At 53.4% G+C, this 22,355-nt stretch carries 20 protein-coding genes, 4 tRNA genes and 1 riboswitch; of the genes, 17 read left to right on the top strand and 7 right to left on the bottom strand.

Annotation, left to right across the window (positions count from 1 at the left end; translation table 11 throughout):
* Nucleotides 1-5: 5 nt before the first annotated feature.
* Nucleotides 6-296 carry a topoisomerase II gene (locus K9857_RS21835; RefSeq protein ID WP_175379568.1) on the top strand — a complete coding sequence of 97 codons (291 nt, stop codon included), beginning with the start codon at nucleotides 6-8 and terminating at the stop codon, nucleotides 294-296.
* 12 nt (nucleotides 297-308) lie between these two features.
* Complete coding sequence (gene astE, locus K9857_RS21830) at nucleotides 309-1,319, top strand: succinylglutamate desuccinylase (protein ID WP_224539191.1); 1,011 nt, start codon at nucleotides 309-311, stop codon at nucleotides 1,317-1,319.
* 157 nt (nucleotides 1,320-1,476) lie between these two features.
* On the opposite strand, the gene K9857_RS21825 is transcribed toward astE, so the two are convergent.
* Nucleotides 1,477-1,986: a 6,7-dimethyl-8-ribityllumazine synthase gene (locus K9857_RS21825; protein WP_224539188.1), complete on the bottom strand. Its 510-nt coding sequence runs from the start codon at nucleotides 1,984-1,986 to the stop codon at nucleotides 1,477-1,479.
* Nucleotides 1,987-2,088: 102 nt separating this feature from the next.
* A riboswitch (FMN riboswitch) is annotated at nucleotides 2,089-2,257 on the bottom strand.
* Nucleotides 2,258-2,455: 198 nt separating this feature from the next.
* Between K9857_RS21825 and ltaE the strand changes: the two genes are divergently transcribed.
* From ltaE to mgtE, 8 genes are all read left to right on the top strand, one after another.
* Entirely contained in the window at nucleotides 2,456-3,460 is a 1,005-nt protein-coding gene (ltaE, locus tag K9857_RS21820; protein ID WP_224539186.1) for a low-specificity L-threonine aldolase, read from the top strand.
* Nucleotides 3,461-3,606: 146 nt separating this feature from the next.
* Complete coding sequence (alaS, locus tag K9857_RS21815) at nucleotides 3,607-6,231, top strand: alanine--tRNA ligase (RefSeq protein WP_224539184.1); 2,625 nt, start codon at nucleotides 3,607-3,609, stop codon at nucleotides 6,229-6,231.
* A gap of 91 nt (nucleotides 6,232-6,322) precedes the next feature.
* A complete protein-coding gene (locus K9857_RS21810) occupies nucleotides 6,323-7,564 on the top strand; it encodes an aspartate kinase (protein ID WP_224539182.1) in 1,242 nt (413 codons plus the stop codon).
* A gap of 188 nt (nucleotides 7,565-7,752) precedes the next feature.
* The gene (csrA, locus tag K9857_RS21805) at nucleotides 7,753-7,941 is read left to right on the top strand and encodes a carbon storage regulator CsrA (RefSeq protein WP_154745572.1); all 189 of its coding nucleotides are present in this window, start codon (nucleotides 7,753-7,755) and stop codon (nucleotides 7,939-7,941) included.
* 62 nt (nucleotides 7,942-8,003) lie between these two features.
* Nucleotides 8,004-8,094, top strand: a tRNA-Ser gene (locus tag K9857_RS21800).
* A 108-nt stretch (nucleotides 8,095-8,202) separates the two neighbouring features.
* Nucleotides 8,203-8,279: transfer RNA gene (locus tag K9857_RS21795), tRNA-Arg, on the top strand.
* A 72-nt stretch (nucleotides 8,280-8,351) separates the two neighbouring features.
* A tRNA-Arg gene (locus K9857_RS21790) sits at nucleotides 8,352-8,428 on the top strand.
* Between the two features lie 453 nt (nucleotides 8,429-8,881).
* A complete protein-coding gene (gene mgtE / locus K9857_RS21785; RefSeq protein WP_224539180.1) occupies nucleotides 8,882-10,324 on the top strand; it encodes a magnesium transporter in 1,443 nt (480 codons plus the stop codon).
* A 101-nt stretch (nucleotides 10,325-10,425) separates the two neighbouring features.
* On the opposite strand, the gene K9857_RS21780 is transcribed toward mgtE, so the two are convergent.
* Nucleotides 10,426-10,752 (bottom strand): Arc family DNA-binding protein, encoded by a 327-nt coding sequence (locus K9857_RS21780; protein ID WP_175379575.1) that lies wholly within the window; start codon nucleotides 10,750-10,752, stop codon nucleotides 10,426-10,428.
* Between the two features lie 569 nt (nucleotides 10,753-11,321).
* On the opposite strand from K9857_RS21780, the gene K9857_RS21775 reads away from it, so the two are divergent.
* The 3 genes from K9857_RS21775 to K9857_RS21765 all read left to right on the top strand — a co-directional run bounded on the left by K9857_RS21775 (nucleotide 11,322) and on the right by K9857_RS21765 (nucleotide 13,657).
* Nucleotides 11,322-11,398 (top strand) — tRNA-Arg (locus tag K9857_RS21775).
* A 223-nt stretch (nucleotides 11,399-11,621) separates the two neighbouring features.
* On the top strand, nucleotides 11,622-12,803 hold the full coding sequence (locus tag K9857_RS21770; RefSeq protein ID WP_224539177.1) for a hypothetical protein: 1,182 nt from the start codon (nucleotides 11,622-11,624) through the stop codon (nucleotides 12,801-12,803).
* Nucleotides 12,800-13,657, top strand: coding sequence for a hypothetical protein (locus K9857_RS21765; protein WP_224539176.1), 858 nt, complete (start codon nucleotides 12,800-12,802; stop codon nucleotides 13,655-13,657). Before K9857_RS21770 ends, K9857_RS21765 begins: the two co-directional genes overlap by 4 nt.
* A 44-nt stretch (nucleotides 13,658-13,701) precedes the next feature.
* Here the strand turns inward: K9857_RS21765 and K9857_RS21760 are convergent, their stop codons facing one another.
* Genes K9857_RS21760 through K9857_RS21750 form a run of 3 tightly spaced genes read right to left on the bottom strand, consistent with a single transcriptional unit; the run spans nucleotide 13,702 to nucleotide 15,005 of the window.
* Nucleotides 13,702-14,280, bottom strand: coding sequence for a hypothetical protein (locus K9857_RS21760; RefSeq protein WP_224539174.1), 579 nt, complete (start codon nucleotides 14,278-14,280; stop codon nucleotides 13,702-13,704).
* A gap of 15 nt (nucleotides 14,281-14,295) precedes the next feature.
* Nucleotides 14,296-14,655 (bottom strand): histone-like nucleoid-structuring protein, MvaT/MvaU family, encoded by a 360-nt coding sequence (locus K9857_RS21755; protein WP_224539172.1) that lies wholly within the window; start codon nucleotides 14,653-14,655, stop codon nucleotides 14,296-14,298.
* Between the two features lie 32 nt (nucleotides 14,656-14,687).
* Nucleotides 14,688-15,005, bottom strand: a complete 318-nt coding sequence (locus K9857_RS21750; RefSeq protein ID WP_224539170.1) for a hypothetical protein — start codon at nucleotides 15,003-15,005, stop codon at nucleotides 14,688-14,690.
* 432 nt (nucleotides 15,006-15,437) lie between these two features.
* Between K9857_RS21750 and K9857_RS21745 the strand changes: the two genes are divergently transcribed.
* From K9857_RS21745 to K9857_RS21735, 3 genes are all read left to right on the top strand, one after another.
* Nucleotides 15,438-15,797 (top strand): hypothetical protein, encoded by a 360-nt coding sequence (locus K9857_RS21745; RefSeq protein WP_224539169.1) that lies wholly within the window; start codon nucleotides 15,438-15,440, stop codon nucleotides 15,795-15,797.
* Between the two features lie 17 nt (nucleotides 15,798-15,814).
* Nucleotides 15,815-17,230: a relaxase/mobilization nuclease domain-containing protein gene (locus K9857_RS21740; RefSeq protein WP_224539167.1), complete on the top strand. Its 1,416-nt coding sequence runs from the start codon at nucleotides 15,815-15,817 to the stop codon at nucleotides 17,228-17,230.
* Between the two features lie 267 nt (nucleotides 17,231-17,497).
* The gene (locus tag K9857_RS21735) at nucleotides 17,498-18,208 is read left to right on the top strand and encodes a hypothetical protein (RefSeq protein ID WP_224539165.1); all 711 of its coding nucleotides are present in this window, start codon (nucleotides 17,498-17,500) and stop codon (nucleotides 18,206-18,208) included.
* Between the two features lie 723 nt (nucleotides 18,209-18,931).
* Here K9857_RS21735 and K9857_RS21730 read toward each other — a convergent pair.
* Nucleotides 18,932-19,423: a hypothetical protein gene (locus K9857_RS21730; RefSeq protein ID WP_224539163.1), complete on the bottom strand. Its 492-nt coding sequence runs from the start codon at nucleotides 19,421-19,423 to the stop codon at nucleotides 18,932-18,934.
* Between the two features lie 600 nt (nucleotides 19,424-20,023).
* Nucleotides 20,024-20,242, bottom strand: coding sequence for a hypothetical protein (locus K9857_RS21725; RefSeq protein ID WP_224539193.1), 219 nt, complete (start codon nucleotides 20,240-20,242; stop codon nucleotides 20,024-20,026).
* A 1,270-nt stretch (nucleotides 20,243-21,512) separates the two neighbouring features.
* On the opposite strand from K9857_RS21725, the gene K9857_RS21720 reads away from it, so the two are divergent.
* Nucleotides 21,513-22,121, top strand: a complete 609-nt coding sequence (locus K9857_RS21720) for a hypothetical protein (protein ID WP_224539161.1) — start codon at nucleotides 21,513-21,515, stop codon at nucleotides 22,119-22,121.
* The last annotated feature ends 234 nt before the right edge of the window (nucleotides 22,122-22,355 follow it).

Genomic DNA, 22,355 nt, shown 5'->3' with positions numbered 1-22,355 from the left:
AAGATATGAGCGATTCCCTGCAGCTGATCCTTGAAGACACCGACGGCACGCAACTGCAAACCTCCTGCACCCGCGTCGCGGTCATGTGGCAAGGCAAAGAGCTGTGGATCCAACAGGACGGCCGCGGCCAACTGTTGATCGGCGTGGACGTCGAAGAAGACGACGAAGAATACGCCAACCTGCTGTTGCGCCCATTGGCGACTAATCTGGTAAGTCTGCAGCTGGAGATGGAACCGGCTGACCTCGGCGACGACGATGGTCACGTTCACGGCCCGGATTGCAATCACGACCACTAAGGAAACCGCTCTATGCTCGCCCTCGGCAAACTGCTTGAACTGACCCTCGCCGGCCGTGAACCGGCGGAGAAGACTCAACTGACTGTCGAAGGCGTGCGCATGCGCTGGTTGAGCGAGGGTGCGCTGGAAGTCCGGCCACCCGAAGCCCGTGACAATGGCCTGGATCTGCTGCTGTCGGCGGGGATCCACGGCAACGAAACAGCCCCGATCGAATTGCTCGACAGGCTGTTGCACGACATCGCTCGCGGCGATCTCAAGCCGCGTACACGCATTCTGTTCCTGTTCGGCAACCCCGACGCCATTCGTCGCGGCGAGCGTTTCGTCGAGCAGGACGTCAATCGGCTATTCAATGGCCGTCACGAACAAAGCAGCGGCAGCGAAGCGTTGCGCGCCTGTGAGCTGGAGCGACTGGCCGCCAGTTTCTTCAGCCTGCCGGATCGCCAGCGTCTGCACTACGACCTGCACACGGCGATCCGTGGTTCGAAAATCGAGCAGTTCGCCTTGTACCCCTGGAAAGAGGGGCGTCAGCATTCACGCCATGAACTGGCTCGCCTGCGCGCCGCCGGCATGGAAGCAGTGCTGCTGCAGAACAAGCCGTCCATCGTTTTCAGCTCTTATACCTACGACAAGCTGGGTGCCGAGTCCTTTACGCTCGAGCTGGGCAAGGCGCGGCCATTCGGGCAGAACGACGGGGTCAACGTCTCGCTGCTGGAAAACCGCCTGAAGCAGATCATCGAAGGCACCGAGCCGGATATGGCCGAAGCGGGGCTGGACGGTTTGCAACTGTTCAGCGTGGCGCGGGAAATCATCAAGCACAGCGACAGCTTCCGCCTGAACCTGCCGGCCGATATCGAGAACTTTTCGGAACTGGACGTGGGTTACCTGCTGGCCGAAGACATCGCCAACACCCGCTGGATCATCGAAGAAGAGGGCGCCCGGATCATCTTCCCGAACCCCAAGGTGAAGAATGGTTTGCGCGCGGGCATCCTGGTCGTGCCGACCGACGGCGAAAACCTGTCTTAAGAGCACCACAAAACAAATGTGGGAGCGGGCTTGCTCGCGAATGCGGTGTACCAGTCATTATTTATGGCGACTGATACACCGCATTCGCGAGCAAGCCCGCTCCCACAATGGGATTGAGTGAAATCAAACAGATCACCCAATCCATAGGTCTTGTGTTTTAGACGGCTACTGCCCGCGGCTCAGTCCGCTGCAACGCCCGCACCTTCTTCAGCGTATCCGCACAAGTCTTCGCCGCTTCCTGACCCTTATGCAGGAAATGCTCGAAGAAGAACTTGTGATGCTCTTCACCGGCATGGAAGTGGTGCGGAGTCAGGGACACCGAGAACACCGGTACTTCGGTTTCCAGCTGAACCTGCATCAGCCCGCTGACCACTGACTGTGCGACGAACTCGTGACGGTAGATCCCGCCGTCCACCACCAGAGCTGCCGCGACGATGCCGGCATAACGACCGGTCTTGGCCAGCAATTTGGCGTGCAGAGGCATTTCAAATGCACCGCCGACCTCGAAGACATCGATGTCGGATTCCTGATAACCCTGGGCAATCATTTCGGCGACGAAGCCTTTACGGCTCTGATCGACAATATCCTTGTGCCAGCAGGCCTGAATGAACGCGACGCGCTCGCCCTGATGGTGTTTGCTTTTGCTGTCGATTGCGGTGGGTTGCATGTTCTGACTCCTGTTTGTGTGAAAAACAGGGCGTTATGAATCGAAGGGGATTTCAGGGTACGCACGCTCGCAGCAATGCAGCGCACGGCCCATCGGCAACAATCCCGTTCTCTCTTCATCCGGACTATGACCGTCGGCCCCGGAATCACACCGGGTCTGCTGACCTTGCTGCCAAGCACCGAAAGCGGTGCCGTCACCAAGCGCTCGCGGGCTATGCGCCTTGCGCGCAATTACCGCCGGTGGGGAGTTGCACCCCGCCCTGAGAACGTTTTTGCCGCCAGACTGTGTGGCGGCGCAGAGTTTGTAACACATATTTCCTACAGGTGCATTGATGCTTTCAGATGATTGCCATCGACTTTTTCGCCGCATTAATCCGCCTTTTCCTCACCCAAGGGTTGATTAATCAACGGCATGACCGCAGTAATTCCTGTCTGAAAGGGATTTCCCCCTGCTTACCGAGGCCAGACTCATGAGTGTTATCGATCTTCGCAGCGACACCGTCACCCAACCCTCCGCCGGCATGCTCGACGCGATGGCCACCGCGGCCACCGGCGATGATGTCTATGGCGAAGATCCGACGGTCAATCGACTGGAAGCCGAGCTGGCCAAGCGCCTGGGTTTTGCTGCCGCGCTGTTTGTCCCCAGCGGCACCATGAGCAACCTGCTCGGCTTGATGGCCCATTGCGAGCGCGGCGACGAATACATCGTCGGCCAGCAGGCGCATACCTATAAATATGAGGGCGGCGGTGCGGCGGTGCTCGGTTCCATCCAGCCGCAGCCGCTGGAAGTGCAGGCCGATGGTTCACTGGACTTGGCTCATGTCGCCGCTGCGATCAAGCCGGACGACTTCCACTTCGCCCGCACCCGCCTGCTGGCGCTGGAAAACACCATGCAGGGCAAGGTGCTGCCACTTGAGTATCTGGCACAGGCTCGCGGTTTCACCCGCGAGCATGGGCTGCAACTGCACCTGGATGGCGCGCGGCTGTATAACGCGGCGGTCAAGCTGGGTGTCGATGCCCGGGAAATCACCCAGCACTTCGATTCGGTCTCGGTGTGCCTGTCCAAAGGCCTCGGCGCACCGATCGGCTCGGTGCTGTGCGGCTCGGCAGAGTTGATTGCCAAGGCGCGGCGCTTGCGCAAGATGGTCGGTGGCGGCATGCGCCAGGCCGGGATTCTCGCCGCGGCGGGCCTCTATGCGCTGGATCACAACGTGCAGCGTCTGGCCGAAGACCACGCCAATGCCCAGCGACTGGCCGAAGGCCTGCGTGCGGCGGGTTATGAAGTCGAGCCGGTGCAGACCAACATGGTGTACGTGAACATCGGTGACAAGGCCCAGGCGCTCAAGGCGTTTGCCGCCGAGCGTGGCATCACCCTCAGCGCTGCCGCCCGTCTGCGGATGGTGACGCACTTGGACGTCAGCCGTGATCAAATCGAGCAGGTCGTCGCGACATTCGTCGACTTTTCGCCCAAGTGATAGCGTTAGCACGCCAATTGACCGTTTCTATCGTATAAACACGCTGTACCCCGCGCGCAGGGCCGATATAATGCGGCCCTTTGCCGTCGTTTCGTCTGGTGACGTTTCGAACAGGCCTTTGGCCGCAGCCTCCGTGGAAGAACCTAATGAAAAGCGCAGAAATCCGTGAAGCCTTCCTTCGCTTCTTCGAAGAGCAAGGCCACACCCGTGTAGCCTCCAGCTCTTTGATTCCGGGCAACGACCCGACCCTGCTGTTCACCAACGCGGGGATGAACCAGTTCAAGGACTGCTTCCTGGGCCAGGAAAAACGCGCGTACACCCGCGCCGTCAGCAGCCAGAAATGCGTGCGCGCAGGCGGCAAGCACAACGACCTGGAAAACGTCGGCTATACCGCTCGTCACCACACTTTCTTCGAAATGCTGGGTAACTTCAGCTTTGGCGATTACTTCAAGCGTGATGCCATCACTTACGCCTGGACCTTCCTGACCTCCGACAAGTGGCTGAACCTGCCGAAGGAAAAGCTGTGGGTCACCGTCTACGCCAGCGATGACGAGGCGTACGACATCTGGACCAAGGAAATCGGCGTTCCGGCCGAGCGCATGGTCCGTATCGGCGACAACAAGGGCGCGCCGTACGCTTCCGACAACTTCTGGACCATGGGCGATACCGGCCCGTGCGGTCCTTGCACCGAGATTTTCTACGATCACGGCGCCGACATCTGGGGCGGCCCACCGGGCTCGCCGGAAGAAGACGGCGACCGTTACATCGAAATCTGGAACAACGTGTTCATGCAGTTCAACCGCACCGCCGACGGCGTGTTGCACCCGCTGCCAGCGCCGTCGGTGGACACCGGCATGGGCCTGGAGCGGATCAGTGCCGTGCTGCAGCACGTTCACTCGAACTATGAAATCGACCTGTTCCAGAGCCTGCTGAACGCATCGGCCAAGGCCATCGGTTGCACCAACGACGCCCAGGCTTCCCTGAAAGTCGTGGCCGACCACATCCGTTCCTGCGGTTTCCTGATTGCCGACGGCGTGCTGCCGTCCAACGAAGGCCGTGGCTACGTGCTGCGCCGGATCATTCGTCGCGCCTGCCGTCACGGCAACAAGCTGGGCGCCAAGGGCAGCTTCTTCTACCAGATCGTCGCGGCCCTGGTTGCCGAGATGGGCGAAGCTTTCCCTGAGCTGAAATCCCAGCAGGCGCACATCGAGCGCGTACTGAAAGCCGAAGAAGAACAGTTCGCCAAGACCCTGGAGCAGGGCCTGAAGATCCTCGAGCAGGATCTGGCCGAGCTCAAGGGCGACGTGGTACCGGGCGACGTAGTGTTCAAACTCTACGACACCTACGGTTTCCCGATGGACCTGACCGGCGACATCGCTCGCGAGCGCAGCCTGACCATCGACGAAGAAGGTTTCGAGCGTGAAATGGAAGCCCAGCGCGTCCGTGCCCGCTCCGCCAGCTCCTTCGGCATGGACTACAACAGCCTGGTCAAGGTCGACGTAGACACCGAGTTCACCGGTTACCACGCCACCAGCGGTTCGGCGAAAGTTGTGGCTATCTATAAAGATGGTCAGTCGGTCGACGTATTGAATGAAGGCGAAGAGGGCGTCGTGGTGCTGAACCAGACGCCGTTCTACGCCGAATCCGGCGGCCAGGTCGGCGACTGTGGTTACCTGCAGGCCGGCGCTTCCCGTTTCGACGTTCGCGACACCACCAAGACCGGCGGCGCGTTCCTGCACCACGGCGTGCTGGCGTCGGGCAGCCTGTTGATCGGTGCGCCGGTTGAAGCCCACGTCGAAGCCGACGTGCGTCACGCCACTTCGCTGAACCACTCGGCCACCCACTTGCTGCACGCAGCCCTGCGCAAGGTGCTGGGCGATCACGTACAGCAGAAGGGCTCTCTGGTGGACAGTCAGCGCCTGCGCTTCGACTTCAGCCACTTCGAGGCGATCAAGCCTGAGCAGATCAAGGCGCTGGAAGATATCGTCAACGCCGAGATCCGCAAGAACTCCGCCGTTGAAACTGAAGAAACCGACATCGATACCGCCAAGAAGAAAGGCGCGATGGCGCTGTTCGGCGAGAAGTACGGCGACAGCGTACGTGTGCTGAGCATGGGCGGCGATTTCTCCGTCGAGCTGTGCGGCGGTATCCACGCCAAGCGCACCGGCGACATCGGCCTGCTGAAAATCATCAGCGAAGGCGGTGTGGCTGCCGGCGTACGTCGTATCGAGGCAGTCACCGGTGCCGCGGCACTGGCCTACTTGAACGGCGCGGAAGAACAACTCAAGGAAGCGGCCAGCCTGGTCAAGGGCAGCCGCGACAACCTGATCGACAAGCTGTCGGCTGTGCTGGAGCGCAACCGTCTGCTGGAGAAGCAACTCGAGCAGTTGCAGGCCAAGGCAGCCAGCGCGGCGGGCGACGATCTGTCGGCTTCCGCTCTGGACGTCAAAGGCGCCAAAGTGCTGGCAGCGCGCCTCGATGGCCAGGATGGCAAGGCGCTGCTGGCGCTGGTCGATCAGCTGAAAAACAAACTCGGCCGCGCAGTGATCCTGCTCGGCAGTGTCCATGAGGATAAGGTCGTTCTGGTTGCAGGCGTAACCAAGGACCTGACTGGCCAACTCAAAGCCGGTGATTTGATGAAGCAAGCCGCTGCGGCAGTGGGCGGGAAGGGCGGTGGTCGTCCGGACATGGCGCAAGGCGGCGGTACCGACGCTGGCGCTCTGGACGCGGCGCTGGCGCTGACCGTTCCATTTGTAGAGCAGGGTTTATAAGGCAGCGCCTGCGGTCCGCAGTCTAGTGGCGGGCCGCAACGCTGTTTGAGTGATTATTTGGGCGCCCTTCATGGGCAGAGGCGGCTTTGAAATGGCTTTGATCGTACAGAAATTTGGAGGCACCTCGGTCGGCACTGTCGAGAGAATCGAGCAGGTCGCCGACAAGGTTAAGAAATTCCGCGAAGCTGGCGATGACCTGGTGGTTGTGCTGTCTGCAATGAGCGGCGAAACCAACCGTCTGATCGATCTGGCCAAGCAAATCAGTGGCGAAGATCAACCGGTTCCGCGTGAGCTGGATGTGATCGTGTCCACCGGTGAGCAGGTGACGATTGCCCTGTTGGCCATGGCGCTGATGAAGCGTGGTGTGCCAGCGGTGTCCTACACCGGCAACCAGGTACGGATTCTGACGGACAGTGCGCACAATAAAGCGCGTATCTTGCAGATTGATGACCAGAAGATTCGCGGCGACCTGAAGGCCGGTCGCGTTGTCGTCGTCGCCGGTTTCCAGGGTGTTGACGAACAGGGCAACATCACCACCCTCGGTCGTGGCGGTTCCGACACCACTGGCGTGGCGCTGGCGGCAGCCCTGAAGGCTGACGAATGCCAGATCTACACCGACGTCGACGGCGTCTACACCACCGATCCGCGCGTGGTGTCCGTGGCTCAGCGCCTGGACAAGATCACCTTCGAAGAGATGCTGGAAATGGCCAGCCTCGGTTCCAAGGTGCTGCAGATCCGCGCGGTGGAATTCGCCGGCAAGTACAACGTCCCGCTGCGCGTACTGCACAGCTTCAAGGAGGGTCCGGGCACCCTCATTACTATCGATGAAGAGGAAACCATGGAACAGCCGATCATTTCCGGCATCGCCTTCAACCGCGATGAAGCCAAGCTGACCATCCGTGGCGTGCCAGACACCCCGGGCGTTGCGTTCAAGATTCTCGGCCCTATCAGCGCCGCGAACATCGAAGTCGACATGATCGTGCAGAACGTTTCGCACGATAACACCACCGACTTCACCTTCACCGTGCACCGCAACGACTACCAGGCCGCCCAGGGCGTGCTGGAAAACACCGCTCGCGAGATCGGTGCCCGCGAAGTCGTTGGCGACACCAAGATCGCCAAGGTATCGATCGTCGGCGTTGGCATGCGCTCTCACGCAGGCGTCGCCAGCCGCATGTTCGAAGCGCTGGCCAAGGAAAGCATCAACATCCAGATGATCTCGACTTCGGAAATCAAAGTCTCCGTAGTGATCGAAGAGAAATACCTGGAACTGGCTGTGCGCGCCCTGCACACGGCTTTCGATCTGGACGCACCGGCCCGCCAGGGCGAGTGATGCGTTTGGCAAAAGGCGCGGTCTGACCGCGCCTTTTGTTTTTTTGAATGGCGTGATCCTCCCAAGCTGTTCTTTTGCTCGCGTTAGTCAATACTCTGGCATGTAGGCCTCAGCCGAATTGGTTGTAGGCTTTTGCCTTCTTTTTTGCAGACTGCTGTCCCTGAAATGAAATGCGTGAGGTGAAAGGTATGCTGATTCTGACTCGTCGGTGCGCAGAAAGCCTGATTATTGGTGATGGCGAAATCACCGTAACCGTGCTCGGCGTCAAAGGAAATCAAGTGCGTATAGGGGTCAACGCCCCGAAAGAGGTAGCTGTCCACCGTGAGGAAATCTACCAGCGCATCAAGAAAGAGAAGGACGAAGAACCAAGCCATTAATTTTTATCGATTTTTATGTTTGCAAACGGGGAAGAAGCTGGTTAATATACGCCCCGTGTTGCGGAGAGCTGGCCGAGTGGCCGAAGGCGCTCCCCTGCTAAGGGAGTACACCTCAAAAGGGTGTCGGGGGTTCGAATCCCCCGTTCTCCGCCATTATTTTCGTAGTACGTTGTAATCTGGCTTCTTCTGTAAGTTGTTGAAATTACTAGAAAAAAGCGCTTTACAAACAGATTTAACGGCCTATAATGCGCGGCAACAAATGCACTCGTAGCTCAGCTGGATAGAGTACTCGGCTACGAACCGAGCGGTCACAGGTTCGAATCCTGTCGAGTGCACCATTTAAGAGTTGTTTGTAGCAATATGAATAGCTCGGCTTCAGCCAGTTGTGGTCTGGTCTAAAAACACAAAATGCACTCGTAGCTCAGCTGGATAGAGTACTCGGCTACGAACCGAGCGGTCACAGGTTCGAATCCTGTCGAGTGCACCATACAACAGAAAGCCCGCATTTATGCGGGCTTTTTGCCGTCTGGGATTTGGCTTTTCCTTTCGTACATCCTCTCTCTTCGAATTCAGTCTGCGCGTTGCAATAAGGTCTATCTTCGATCTGGCCGGTGACAATCGGCTCATGTCCTTTGGTGGATTCTTCCCAAGCGTCGCTGACGTATTTTCGCCGTCGCTGTGCTTTCCTTTCAGAATGAGTCGTCGCAGTTTCAAGGATCAGGACGATGCTCAGGTTTGTCCTGCAAGCGCTTGTTTCATCCGCGATTTTTTAACATTTAAAACCGTCAGGCGGTGTATCATTGCGCCCGTCAGCCCCGCCGGGGCTTGTGGAATACCTCCATGGACTTACCCAGTAGTTACTCAGTAAACAGTTTTACCAATCACGAATTGACTGATTGATCCTTCCGGCGTGCTCCTCTGCTGGGAGTGGAGTTCGCCTATGTCTGAAATCGAAGTAAAAAAAACGCAGGAAAGCTTGCAGGACCGCCTGGCTCAAGTCATTGAGCTGTTGCAGCGCCAGCGAGTTGTCGAAGACCTGACTCACCGCCAGGAAGGCCCGAATCTTGATCGGGTCGAGAACCTGGTTCACCGGCAGAACCTCGTCGAGCTGCAACGCAAGCTCGATGATCTGCACTCCGCCGACGTTGCCTACATCCTCGAAGCCTTGCCGCTGGACGATCGTCTGACGCTCTGGCAATTGGTCAAGGCTGATCGCGACGGCGACATTCTTCTCGAAGTATCCGACTCCGTCCGTGAAACCCTGATCGCCGACATGGACGATCACGAGCTCCTGGCTGCGGCCAAGGACATGGATGCGGACGAACTTGCTGACCTGGCGTCCGAGCTGCCTCGAGACGTCGTCCACGAGTTGATGGAAACGCTGGACCAGCAGCAACGTGAGCGTGTGCGCTCGGCGCTGTCCTATGACGAGGAGCAGGTCGGTGCGCTGATGGACTTCGAGATGGTGACGATCCGTGAGGATGTCAGTCTCGAAGTGGTGTTGCGTTACTTGCGTCGCCTCAAGGAGCTTCCTGGTCACACCGACAAATTGTTCGTGGTCGATTACGACGGCGTCCTCAAGGGCGTGTTGCCGATCAAGCGTCTGTTGGTCAACGATCCGGATAAACAGGTTTCTGAAGTCATGGCCAGCGATCCGGTGAGTTTTCACCCGGACGAAGAGGCTTATGATGCTGCGCAAGCGTTCGAGCGTTACGACCTGATCTCCGCCCCTGTGGTGGACAAGAACGGCAAGCTCATTGGTCGACTGACGATTGATGAAATGGTCGACCTGATTCGTGAAGAGAGCGAAAGCGAAGTTCTCAATATGGCGGGTCTGCGTGAAGAGGAAGACATCTTTGCGTCGGTCTGGAAATCGCTGCGTAACCGTTGGGCGTGGCTGGCGATCAACCTGATCACTGCTTTCGTTGCATCTCGGGTGATCGGCCTGTTTGAAGGCTCCATCGAAAAGCTGGTGGCGCTTGCGGCACTGATGCCGATCGTGGCGGGTATTGGAGGCAACTCGGGTAACCAGACGATCACCATGATCGTTCGTGCTATGGCGCTGGATCAGGTCAGTACCGGCAATACCTCGCGACTGATGCGCAAGGAATTGGCGGTAGCGCTGATCAATGGCGTGGTCTGGGGTGGGGTGATCGGAGTGGTTGCTTATATGTTGTATGGAAGCTGGTCTTTGGGTGTGGTGATGACCGCGGCCATGACGCTGAACTTGTTGCTTGCTGCGTTGATGGGGGTTCTGATTCCTATGACGCTTGCGCGACTGGGGCGTGACCCTGCGATGGGGGCCAGTGTGATGATCACGGCCATGACCGATAGTGGGGGCTTCTTCATCTTCCTCGGGCTGGCGACGATCTTCCTGCTCTAGGTCTCCTGCTTGAAAAACCCGCCAATCGGCGGGTTTTTTTATGCCCGAATTTGAAGCAAAAAAAAGCCAGCGATTAGGCTGGCTTGAGCTTTCGGTACGAATCAGGACGCGTCAGCGGCCATTTCGGCATCATGAGCAATGAGCGAAACGAGAGCGTTCTGCTGGCGGTGAGAGAGTTGACGGAAGCGTTGCAACAGTTCGCGTTCGTGCAGTGAAAGCTCTGGGCTGTCCAGGCGCATGCTTAGTTCTTCGCCTAGCGCACCTTCCTGAATGAGGCTCTGCTCCAGGCGCGCGATGATTTCGGAGTTCATGCTGCGGTGATGATTGCGAGCTACCTCGGCAATGCGCTCACGCATTCCGTCTGGCAGCCGTACGACAAACTTGTCAGCCGTTCGGCTGGAATAAACTGCCTGTTTCATTGGGCGCATATATTTAACCGGTTAGTTCAGGGAAGCGGTTCTCGGGATTGGCCGCAGGATGTCTGGTAGGACAAGCGCTATGGCCAAATGTTCAACCTGAATTGATCAAGGCCCGCATCATGCCTCAAAGTAGCCAGATCATTGGCGTCAATTCTGTGACAAATATTGAACTGGATAAAGGCGTTCTGCCAGCACCAATTATCAGAAATGCGGACTGGTTTGGAAAGCGGGTCCGGATTCGTGTCGCTGATCGCCCTTTGCCTGGCAGGTATCTCGGTATCGGAAGGCGTGCGAAGCTTGGTTCAATTGGTGTTCCTTACCTTTATAGGATAGTGGCAATTTGCCGATTTGCTAGAGGAGGGGGTGTTGAGAGGGGGGATTTAGGATGGGTGGCTTCCGCGTTGGGGTGGAGGTGCTCATGTGATCTTGGTGATGTGGCCGTATTTGGTTGGCTATTCACGCCTCGCGATCGCGTCGACATTTCCTACACTTAAAAAGCCTACGGACGACATGACAAAGGCAGGGTTGCCCGTTAACATGCTCGCCGTCTCGCTCTGCATACCTTGCAGGCAATCAGTGTCTCAGTAGCTCAATTGGATAGAGCATCCCCCTCCTAAGGGGAAGGTTGGCAGTTCGAACCTGCCCTGGGACACCATATATCTCAAGGCTTTCAGCCGATTTTGTTAGTAGTGACTGACTTCGATAGTCAAACTTGGTAACTACTATGGTCACTACTTCTCTTTCTGTTCCCATCGTTCCCCTGCCCCATGGGATGCCTTCAATGGTTGACAGGTAGGTGCCAATACTACTTCCTCTATTGATGCAAAAAGGCATCAGGCTCATGCTGCCCACAATTCAGGCCACCTCGCGAAAACGCCATGGAAGTGTCACTCAACGGAATGAGCCTTGTTGACTCAATCGTACAAGACCTAGCTGCTCCTGGTATGACTCCTGTGTTTGCAATAGAGCGTGCTCTGGAAGCTCATTTGCACGAGCGATTCGTAGCGGCGTTCTCGAACACCCTGGTCAAACCGCCGAAGGTCAAGTTCCACTCGATGTACTTCAAGCAGCGTTACGCTTCGCTGCCGGCCCTTCTTAGTAGTGGATACGAGACCTGGTATCCAGAGATCACGCTGGCTACTGTCCCAGCCCATGCTTTCGATCAGATCGAGCTTATATCTGAGTCTCTCGACTTGCTCCCTATCGTGTATGGGGGAGGGGTTTCCAGGGCTCATCAACTTAAGCGGAAGGATTTGAAGAGGCAGACGAACCACACGGTACGAATCAATCACATCAAGCTTGGTTCAAATGTCATCCAAGCTGTTTTGAGCCGCTTGCACCAATCACCGCCAGCCCAGCCGCTCGTATCGAACCTCGACCCCTTATCTAGTTCATGGGGCCTGAGAATCGTGTCTTTCGATCACATGCTTTCCGGCGAGCGAAACCTCTGTGAGTGTTCCAGGGCGTTCCATGAGAATGCTATGGCGAATATGGATACTGGTGGATACCACAGGTCCGCGTTACGTGAGTACCTTTCTACTTGCGACTACAGAGCGGGCCTGTGCCACTTGTGCCTGGCTCGGACTCTTCCTGAGAACGACAGGTACGGCCCTAGCATCGAGACCAATTATGAAAGCTATCTCGATCAAGTGATGTTCGACCTGAATGTAGATCAGAGAACCGCTCGCGCCGAGGTCATGCATCTCTTGGGATTGAGTCGATGGCGGCGTGAATCGACGCTCTACGGCCTAGTGAGGGAGATTTTTCCTGACAACCAGGTTCTTCGCGAAGCATCACCACAGTGGCTTGGCAGAATGCGCCTCGACATCTACCTGCCGGAGCAGCGGCTTGCCGTTGAGCATCATGGAGAGCAGCACTACCGACCCCTTGCTGTCTTCGGTGGTGAAGAGGCACATCTGCGAGTTGTTGAAAGAGATGCCTTAAAACGTAGGCTCTGTACTGAAAATGGTGTTGAGGTTGTTGATTTTAGGTTTGATGCGCCGCTTACCATATTTTCCGTAAGGAAGCGTCTTTCCAGATATTTGGGTGTTAGCGGATGACAAATTTCAGGGATTTTGACAGTGACTTCAATGTCCTCATCGAACTGATGGTGGCTATGATCGATGCTCGTGCTGCGTGCGCCATCGCTCCAGGTATGGGATGGTTAAACGACATCCAAACGCTCTCAATTAAGCTTTTCAAGCAGCTTTGTTCTACGAAAAGCCTATCCAGTGGGTGCGTTTTTCAAAGCGCTACGGGCAAGAGTATTGAATTCATAGATCAGGGCTCGGTCTCGATTCTTGCTCGTGCATCTGTTGAGACCTTTCTGACCCTGCACTGGATCTTCGGATGTCCTGCTGAACTGTCCCAATTCAGGCATGCGCTGTGGCAATACGCTGGTCTCACAGATCGAGTGAATTTGAACCCATCAACAGATGAGGGGCGCGTTAAACAGTCTGATGCCAAGGTCCAGCAGATGGAACTGCTCCAGGCTATCGAGGCGTCACCTCTTCTCGGCTCTTACTCAGTAAAGGAGATCAAAGAGCTGAAGAAAGGGAACTGGAGGGTCGGGTGGTCATGGGGTAGCGAAGCGGTACGAGCGGGATTTCATAAATTGTATTTTGACAATGTGTACAGTCACCTGTGTGGCTATTCGCACAGTAATTACATAAGTGCAATGCAGATCGGGCAGGCCCAAAGTACCAGCGACCAAGCCAAACTCGCCTCGGCAGGTATCCAAATCAGCATCCATGTCCTTGCGCATTTCATTCATCTGTATGCGTCCACTTTCTCACCAGCTGCCGATCTTCTGGGTGCTTCGCCAGCTAAGGCAGTAGCTGACCTGTGGCATTTCAACGCCGAAGATATGAACTTCATTTTTGAGCTAGAAAAAAGCGCCGATCCTAATGGTTAGGGAAGGGCGCTCAGGTTGCATAAGGAGTCTGCTGAAGGCTGGGTTTACACTGCTGGGTTAGTTCCAGCCTGCGTTTCGCTCTTGAGCTTAGTGATGGCTTCAGCGAGCTTGCCCAACAACTTTGCATCGGGTTTACACGTGAATGTCAGTTCGGTTGAGGTAGTGACCACTAAGCGCAGAGTCCTGAGCCATGGTTCTCCCTCGCGTAGCAGGAGCGTTCCGAAGCGTGCATACCAACCTTCATCAAGCTCTGCGGGGATGTACCAATGACCCTGTCCACCGTGATGGAGTTGCAATGGGAGCGGATCGCTGTCCTCGGTGCTGAAGAGTTGCGCGAAATGCGTTTTCTTTCTGAGGCCCACCGTCCAGCCGAGTTGGGTGACCGTGAATGGCCTGTCACCCATATTGACCACTTTCAGCTGAAGGACCTCTTCATGCAGCCTCTGACGGCCAGTGCTGACTATGATCCTGGTGCCAGCTGAGCATTTGGCTTTGACTCGATTTGCATCTCTCGCCAGCTTGAGCGACAAGCAGACCGCGGCGATTGTGCCAAATGCCGCAAGCCAGTTTGCAAAACCGTTGATGATCTCCCATTGATCTTTGTTGAGGCCCAGGAAGTCCATTTCGTATCGCCTCTGTTATTGAATCCAGGATTCGACCGTCTCTGCCCCATACTGGGCTTTCCAGTCCTTCAGCAGCTTGTGGTTGCCCCCTTTGGTCTCGATGATCTCGCCATTGTGCGGATTTTTGTACTGCTTAACTTTGCGCTCGCGGCGCTGGCTGCGACCATCTACCTTTTTGTCTTCTGGCTTGGATTGTGGGTCCAGGATCAACTTCACTTCGCGCAGCGAGAAGTTGTACTCAGCAAGCAGGCCGCGCAGTTTGCTTTCAAACTCGATTTCGCGCTTGAGGCCGTCGTCGTTTTTCAGAGCATCGAGCTGCTTCAGCTGTTCAGCGAGTTGTGCTTCTAGGGCTTTGAATTCGGCTAACTTCGACATACAGTTGGGTCCTTTATGATTGTCTTTTTAGTTCATTGACCTGAATGGTACTGGACATGGCATATCATCGGTAGTGGAGCAGGAGGGTGGCCTATCCATTTGTTACCTTGGCGCTCCGTTTCCTGGTCATCGTCGTCTTTTTCGAGCAGCTGTTGCAGCTTCCAGTAAAGAATCCCAGCTTTGTCTGAAAGCTTTTGGATCGGATCTTTTCTAGGTGTCACTGTTCTCCTGTCTGTGGCCCAGTTGCTGTGGGCTTTTTGACTGGTAAATTCACACCACATTTTTCTCAGTGGATTGTGCATTTGCTGCCGTCTGCGTGAAGCGTTGCGCACTGCTGCATGTGTAGCCATTACTCTACCTCGCGTTTTGTGCATGCCGGCGCTGATACGCGTGTCATGTACTGCCTGTTGGGAGCGAAGACGCATGCATTGGCTATCAGGCACTTAACGGCCGCTGGGTACTTTCAGCGTAAGCTGGTCAAGAAACGAATACTGGCCCATTGATGTTGCACATCAATCCAAACTCCCCAGTAAGAGTGGAAACAGATACATGGGTGTTAATAAGACAATCAACTAAACTTAATTTGGTAGTTAAGAACTACAATAGGTTAATGGTATAATAGTTTTATTGATAAGCAATGCAAGCTATGTTTCTCCCCCGCACCAAACCTCGTTCCTCGGTTCGGCACGGCATCGAAACGGCTTGTGCTCAAACCCTTCGGGTTCTGCGCTTAGAATCAAAAATCAAAAAAAACACCAATAAAAATAATAAAAGGTGAATCAGTGGAAAAGGTCATAAGCAAGGGTGGTCGTCCAAAAACAGATAATCCTAGAACAATTATTTCCGAAGTGTATTTAACACGGGAAGAGGCTGCGGAACTAAGGGGGGCTGCCAAAAAATTTGGGTATGCTTACCTCTCCCAATTTTTGCGGCTTGCAGCTTTGGCACTCATCAAGCAGAAGGACATTGGTCTAGATGCAAAATCAGCTGTCATTTCAGCTTATCTAAGCGCTCTAGCAAGCGATATAAATGCTTTAAATAATCTGTGCAGCAATCCTGGCATGCCGTCAGCCGCATTTGTGCTTTCTGACTCTGCTCGGAGAAAAATATTAAAATTAAATGAAACAGTCCAAAAAAAATAAAAATAAATGGAGTAAAAATGATAAGCAAAGGTAAAAAATTCTCTCCGACTTTTAGGAGTAGAATTATCTATGAGTTTGCGGCGAGAGCCCAGGATTTCGATAAGCGCAAGCATGTTGAGTTTATCGGAGGAAACTTAATTTCAAAAAATCCGTACTACGAGATAATCGATGACGGAGAAAGAAAAGTTTTTGTTGATGTTGAACCGATCATTCAAGAATTTGAAAGCTATACCAGGCTTTATAAGGGTGAAAGCAAGAAGCTTTGTGGGCACTATATTTTATCATTGTCGAAAGGTGAGGGATTGACCACAGCAGAGTGGACTGAAGCCGTTGGAAAGTACATGAGTGATCTTGGGTACGATGAAACAACAAAATACGTCGCCGTCATACATCGAGACACAGACTGTGAGCACGCTCATATCGTCACCTCAAGAGTTCGACTTGTTGAATCCGACCCGCTGAGTTCGCGTAGTGCTCTCGGAGCACACTTCGAACTGGTGAGCGATAGAAACGACAGATTCAAAGGAATGGATTCCGTTAGGGGGATTGAAAAACTTTACGACTTAGCTGTGCCCCACAGTGACGGTTGGACAAAAGAGCCTGGCAAAGGAGATCCGGAAAAGGATCAGGCGCATATTATTAGAGGAATTTCAAAAGCTATATTCAAAGCGGGCAACCGCCCGGTAAACATGTCACAGCTTGTTGATAGATTCGCAGAGCGCGGCATCCAAATTCGTGTGCGAGACAAAAACGGCGAGGTGGAAGGAATCAGTTACAGGCTTGACCGGCAAGATGGTCGATGGATTAGCGGCAGCTCTATAATGGCTACAAAGCTTACTTTTCAATCCTTACTGCGCAACGGCGTAAGCTACGTGGCTTCCCGCGATAACGCAAAGCTTGGCTTGGGTATGCCAACAGCATCTCCAGACGCGCAGTCTTTGCGTAGTGACGGCGTGTTGTACCGAGCGTACGTAAAAATTAACAAGCCAAATGAGCGTTTGCAATCTTACCTTGTTAAAAATTATAGCCGAACAAATATTCGTCTTTCTGATGATCGCTCTAACTTGCTAATGGGCTTCAATCTTGGGATATCTTTCAGTATGCGCAAGAAAACTAAAGCTGAAGTTGAAGTTGAGATAGAAAAAAAGAAAATAGAAAAACTAATAGAGTTGATGCTTGAGTTCGCAAAATTTACCATGGATTCAATTTTTCATGGTATGGAAGTATCAATATACCGGAATGCCGACATTTCTGACTTCCCTCAGACAGCCTTGCGGCTAAATGTACCAGTGGCTCTCGACATATCTAATCAGTTGGTTCTTGATCAAAATTGGGGTGAGGCTGTAATGAGGCAGACTGAAAACCAGCTTTCGAGTCTCGCAAGGATATGTCGTGAAAGTGAAAAGGAAGCACTCCTAGGGCTGAAGGCATAAATGATTTCATTAGAACAGAGGGGCGACTGAGCTTATTTGCCCCTCATGTACCACAACAAGAACGGCCTCCCTCTCTACTGCACGTTTGGGGACGAGTTTGCGGAGTTCAAAAACAGCAAAGCGTACTCAGAAAACATCAAGCGGCACAAAATAACGCAACATTGAAATTTATTAAAAATATTTACTTATTTTAATAAGTGTGCATTTGAACATATTTTTTGCGTGTTATACTTAAGGCATAAGAATAATAATAAGGAGTAACAGCTAATGTATATTCGTATGTCCCAAAACTGTGATAAAGTGGTAATTCTCAAATCAGTTTCTTCAGCTGTTGCAGCTTTCAATGCTGACGGTATGCCCCTGAAGGGTATTCGCAAAAGCACTACTGTCCAAATCGCCTCGTTTGATCTCTCCGAACCAATCACACATCCGAATATTCCGGCAGAGCAAGCCGTTCTTTTTGAATCTTGGAGATCCGCCCAAATTTCCAGCATTCAGAAGGCATTCATTGCTGCTGCCGCTGCTGGAAAGCTCGGTGGGACTCCCGTCTTGAAGACTCGGGCTGCGTTCGGCGACCCATCAGCAAAAGTTGGTGAATTCAGCGGTGTCATAGTCCCTCTGATTGAGGTTCAGACTGGCCTCATCAAAAGCGCAATGAGCGGCCAAAAATCCTTTGCTAACCCCGCAGATGGCAAAACCCGCACGCTGGCAGAGGAGATGACCCCGGAGGCGATATCAGAAGCAATGATTGAGCTTGCTGAGAAAATCACTCGCTTCATTCACATCTCTGGGAAGAAGGGGGCCGATATCTATTCAATCGGCCAAGCCTTAGACATTCGTGCTGCTTTCTCAGCTCTTGGTTGCGCAACTGACGGTCGTGGAATCGGCTACACCGTCCAAGGCACGATTGAAGGAAGAAATGCCGCAACCGAGGGACTGGACCTCTTTACCGCGCTGAAGAAGCGCGTCACCGAGTAAGCAACTAGGTCCGTGCAGAACGGGCTTTTTATACGCCTGGAACATTCTGCTTGCACACGCCGGCATGTGCTGCCAAATCGTCGCCGAAAATCCATTGAGAGCTGGCTCATTTGGCATTTTCTGCGACCTGAAAGCGGGGGCAGCGTACGTCACAAGGGCGTAAGAAATCAGCGTCAATTTCCTTTTTTGATGCACCGCTGGCAGAGCTTCCAGATCCAGCCATCAATTGCCGTCTTTTCGGCTGAGTACTCACCGCTGCGCTGACAGATATGGCTTGTAGCAGCTCCAATAGCGTAACTGAGGGTTTTGATTTGCGGAGGGGCAAAAAAGCAATCTACTCGCAGGAATCCCTGCTCTGGTCGACAGACGATTTCAGTGTCGTAATCTTCGCTCGCAATCTTTAGGGCATTGGCAAAGCTCTGCCGGCCCCGGTAATTCTCACCGAGCCAGCTATGTTCGGATTGAATGTTAGGCTGCGGATTCCACGGCCATCCGGCCGCCCTTAAGGCCGGCAGCAACGCAGGATTAATTCACTACCATCGACCTCTTTTATCGAAGCAGAGAGGTCGTCGTGGAACGGTTATCCATGCGTGAGATACGAGAAGGCCTCAAGCTCGCGATCAGGGATAGCCTTTTCAAACCACGTCGCAGGTTAAGAGTTTTGCTACTGACTCTGCTGGTAATCATGCTCCAACCCCCGCTGGCCTACTTCGGCGAAGCCGGTCAAAGGTTGTTCCAATCTACGAAAAAGCCTAGCGGTTGAATGAGCTGATCGACAGCACCGGCAACACGCTCGTTTGCGTACCACTCCCTCGGCGAGTAACTAATAGCTACGGCCAGTATGAGCTGTTGCTCCGACAGAGTTGATGGGTCGAAGGGCCAGACTTCGATACGCGTTACATTCGAATCCCCAAACACAGGGTCGCCATCGAGAAGCTCCTTTCCGTCGACGAATTCGCTCCATTGCTGGATAGGAACGGCGAATGTCTTCTGGGCACGATCTGCGAGCATCGTTCTGGCGTCTAAAAATGTATCACCGACTGCCACCAACCCAGCGCCAAGATGGCCGCGAACGTAATAATCAGCAAGCCTCGGTGGCGAGACATAACCCTTCACGAGTTCAATGTCGACTAGCCCAGATTTAGAGCGTCGGTGTTGCAGCTCGCTGAGTAATTTTTTTAGAAGATCTGGCTCATTGGCCATCACCCGATTCATGTATTCACTCTCATGACATCACTCCATGGTGTTGTTTAATTTCCGCTGAGGTGCTGCGGCTTCATGTGCCATCAAGCCGTAGTTTGCTCGATTGCGAAGTGAACAGATTATCGACCCTGAATCATGTTAATTCTGTCGAGTAAACTACTCTTTCAGCGCCTTCAGATGATTGCAGCCTAGATTGTTCAACACGATAATCTAATGAGCCCTAATCCTATTTTCAAAATAGTTCGTTAGTCCATTTCATCTGCTAACGCTGGTAGGAGGCAACCGCCAAGGCCATCAAGATGAGAGATGATCTATTTTGATTCATTTCCACTTGGAGGCATTTCTTCCCAGGAGCGGATGATCGAGTCTGGAGATGTTTCCCTCAGAAGAGTTTCCAGCGTGCGCGCTGGGGGGGAAATGACGAGATGGCCAGTGAAGTCTAGCTCTACGTTGACGGTGCTTCCGGCCGGGAATTTGTCCCTTAGGTCTGGTGGAAGCTGAATTCGAAACTCGGAATCAACCGTAACCCTAGTCATGGCCTGAGCCCTCGTTTAGGGGATAACAAGACTATAAACCGCCGACAGACTCCGGCAACGGGCGTGAGGGAGGATGCTATGACTGGCGTATCCGCATTATGGCATTAGCGATGTCTTGTGCATTGGCGTCCAGCACCTCCATAGCGGCTATTGCGTTACCTGCGACATCGCCGAGCCCATACTCGGAGAGCCATTGTGTAATCTCTTCAATGGCCGCGGCTAGGGCGTGCTGATTGTGTAGAAGCAGTGTCAGGGCGTCCGCTGTAGCAATGTTTGCCTCAAAATTTTCTGGCATAGGCATCATCATCGAGTAAGTACTAGGTGAGTGGAGGCTAGCCGAATTCGCGGTTAGAGGAAGCTAGGCGTTGCTATCACGATTAATGGCTGAAACCGGCCGATTCTGTTGAAAAAGCCGGTTTCCTACGGATGTCCGCTGTTGAGTCGGAAAAGGCACCCCTTCAGCGCGTCTACGTGAAATCTCAGTCTAAGAGGCTTGCGCAAATTCAGAGTTTCAATCTCCGACGCGTACTTTTCCGCCTCAAAATCGCGGCGGAATTTTTCAACAGAATTGGTCAATAGTGGACATCGAGTCTCTACCAGGGACGGGCAATTCATTTGTCGTGGTATTCAACGAAGGCGTGGGAACAACGCTACTAAAGCGCTTTGTGTCTGGTCAGTGGCGATGTCGTACTGGGCGGGGCGGTTGCAGGGAGGTGAGGAGCTACGCTTCGCGAAGGAAGACCCTTTCAGCGAGGAGGAGGTGATCACAGACTGCGGCAGCGGTGGCGCACCTATGATTGACTTGACCGAGGGCCACTGCCATCTCTGCGGCTACAGTTAGTCGTCGAGGCTCTCGGGAAATAAGGTGCCTTGGCCTCGATGTTCACCTTGGATAGAGCGCTTCATAGGCGATTCCAGCGATGAAATCCTCAGAAATCCTAGCAGGGCTAACGACGGACTTATGTTCAGACATTAATGCCTTTTTCGACCGCTTGTAGTTGCCTTACCGAGTCCCAACCACTCGGTGACGCTTGAGCTTTGCTCCACCAAAGCATTCCTTTAGAGATCCATAGTCTCCGCAGATCAGCATGAGCAGATGTCGCGTCATCGTAGCCAAACTGTGTACCGCAGGACGGGCAGATGCCAAACGAAGAGCAACCAACGTCGTCGTATAAAGGATCTTCAAGCCCGGCGTATCCACAAACCGGACAAAAATATGAAACGTTGCCTGCAACCATCCAACCCCCGGATTTCTAGCCTCTAGCCCACGCTGTCGGCGTGCCTGCTGATCGCCGGAATTTTATACTGAATCTGAGCAACTGATGTCTTAGTTGGGGCTATTCTGGCAATAAAATTTAACAATGTTGTGCGTCCGGTATGGATTATGCCACTCAGGGCTCGCTATTTGCCGATATTTATAATTATCGGAAAAATGGCAGTTTAATCCTTCTTGTCAATTTTAGCAGTCATGTGCGGGGAAAAGTAAAAATGAAAAAATAAATTATTCCTGTTGATTTCGGTCTTTTTTTAGGTTTATAAATTCCTAACTCTAAGAGGGCGGATAGATGAGTTTTGAAGATAGCAATGAAAAAATCGATATGATGCGCTCAGTTTCTAATAAACGTAGGGTGCGCTTGGCGCCTCCAGAGGGGGGTAGTGAAAGGCTGGTTGATCAGAATATATTCGGCTGTTCGCTAAAGTCTAAGAAAACGCACCCTGATTGGGTTAAGGTCGATCGCGCAAAACAAATATTCTCGCAACGGATTCAGCTATTTTATGAGGGGCGATATCCAAATTCCAAAATAATGGTCGAAGACAGTAATAGAGTAAATATTAGTTTTCTGTGCGAAAATGTAATAAATGTATCGTTTCGCGTTCAATTCGTCGGTGCACAATGGCCACAGGATACATTGGTGATAGCCAATATCCGGAAGGAATACTGTTCAGAAAATAGTGATCCTTATCTGGAACTCCTGAGTTTTATCGCATCAGCTCAGAAGGAAGTAGGGTACTTCTATGTGGGGTTGGAGCTTCCTTCGGGTCATGAGCGTCGCTTGGTAAAACGTTTTGGTTTTGTCAAAACAGAAAATTTAACAGATTGCTGGTCGTTGTCAATTATGTCGCTGATAGAGAGAATCGAAGCTGAAGTAAAAGTTAACTATCCCCTGAAGTGATACGAAGGCGATTTAAGCTTGTGCAGTGAAACATGGTGAAAATAATCATACGCAGCCGTGCAATGAAGTAGGACCCTCCGGTCATTCCGATCGTTTAGTTACCACTGACCTTCCATAAGAGGTACTAAAACTATGCAGGAATCACTCGATGCACTTTTGTGTGCGCGATATCCGGCTATTTTCTCAGTCGATAGCTCGGCGGGGCAGTGTTTGTTCAACTTTGAGTGCGGTGAC

Origin of the sequence: Pseudomonas sp. REP124 (assembly GCF_020164475.1) — a bacterium.
GTDB lineage: Bacteria > Pseudomonadota > Gammaproteobacteria > Pseudomonadales > Pseudomonadaceae > Aquipseudomonas.
This window is presented reverse-complemented; position numbering and strand designations above follow the sequence as displayed.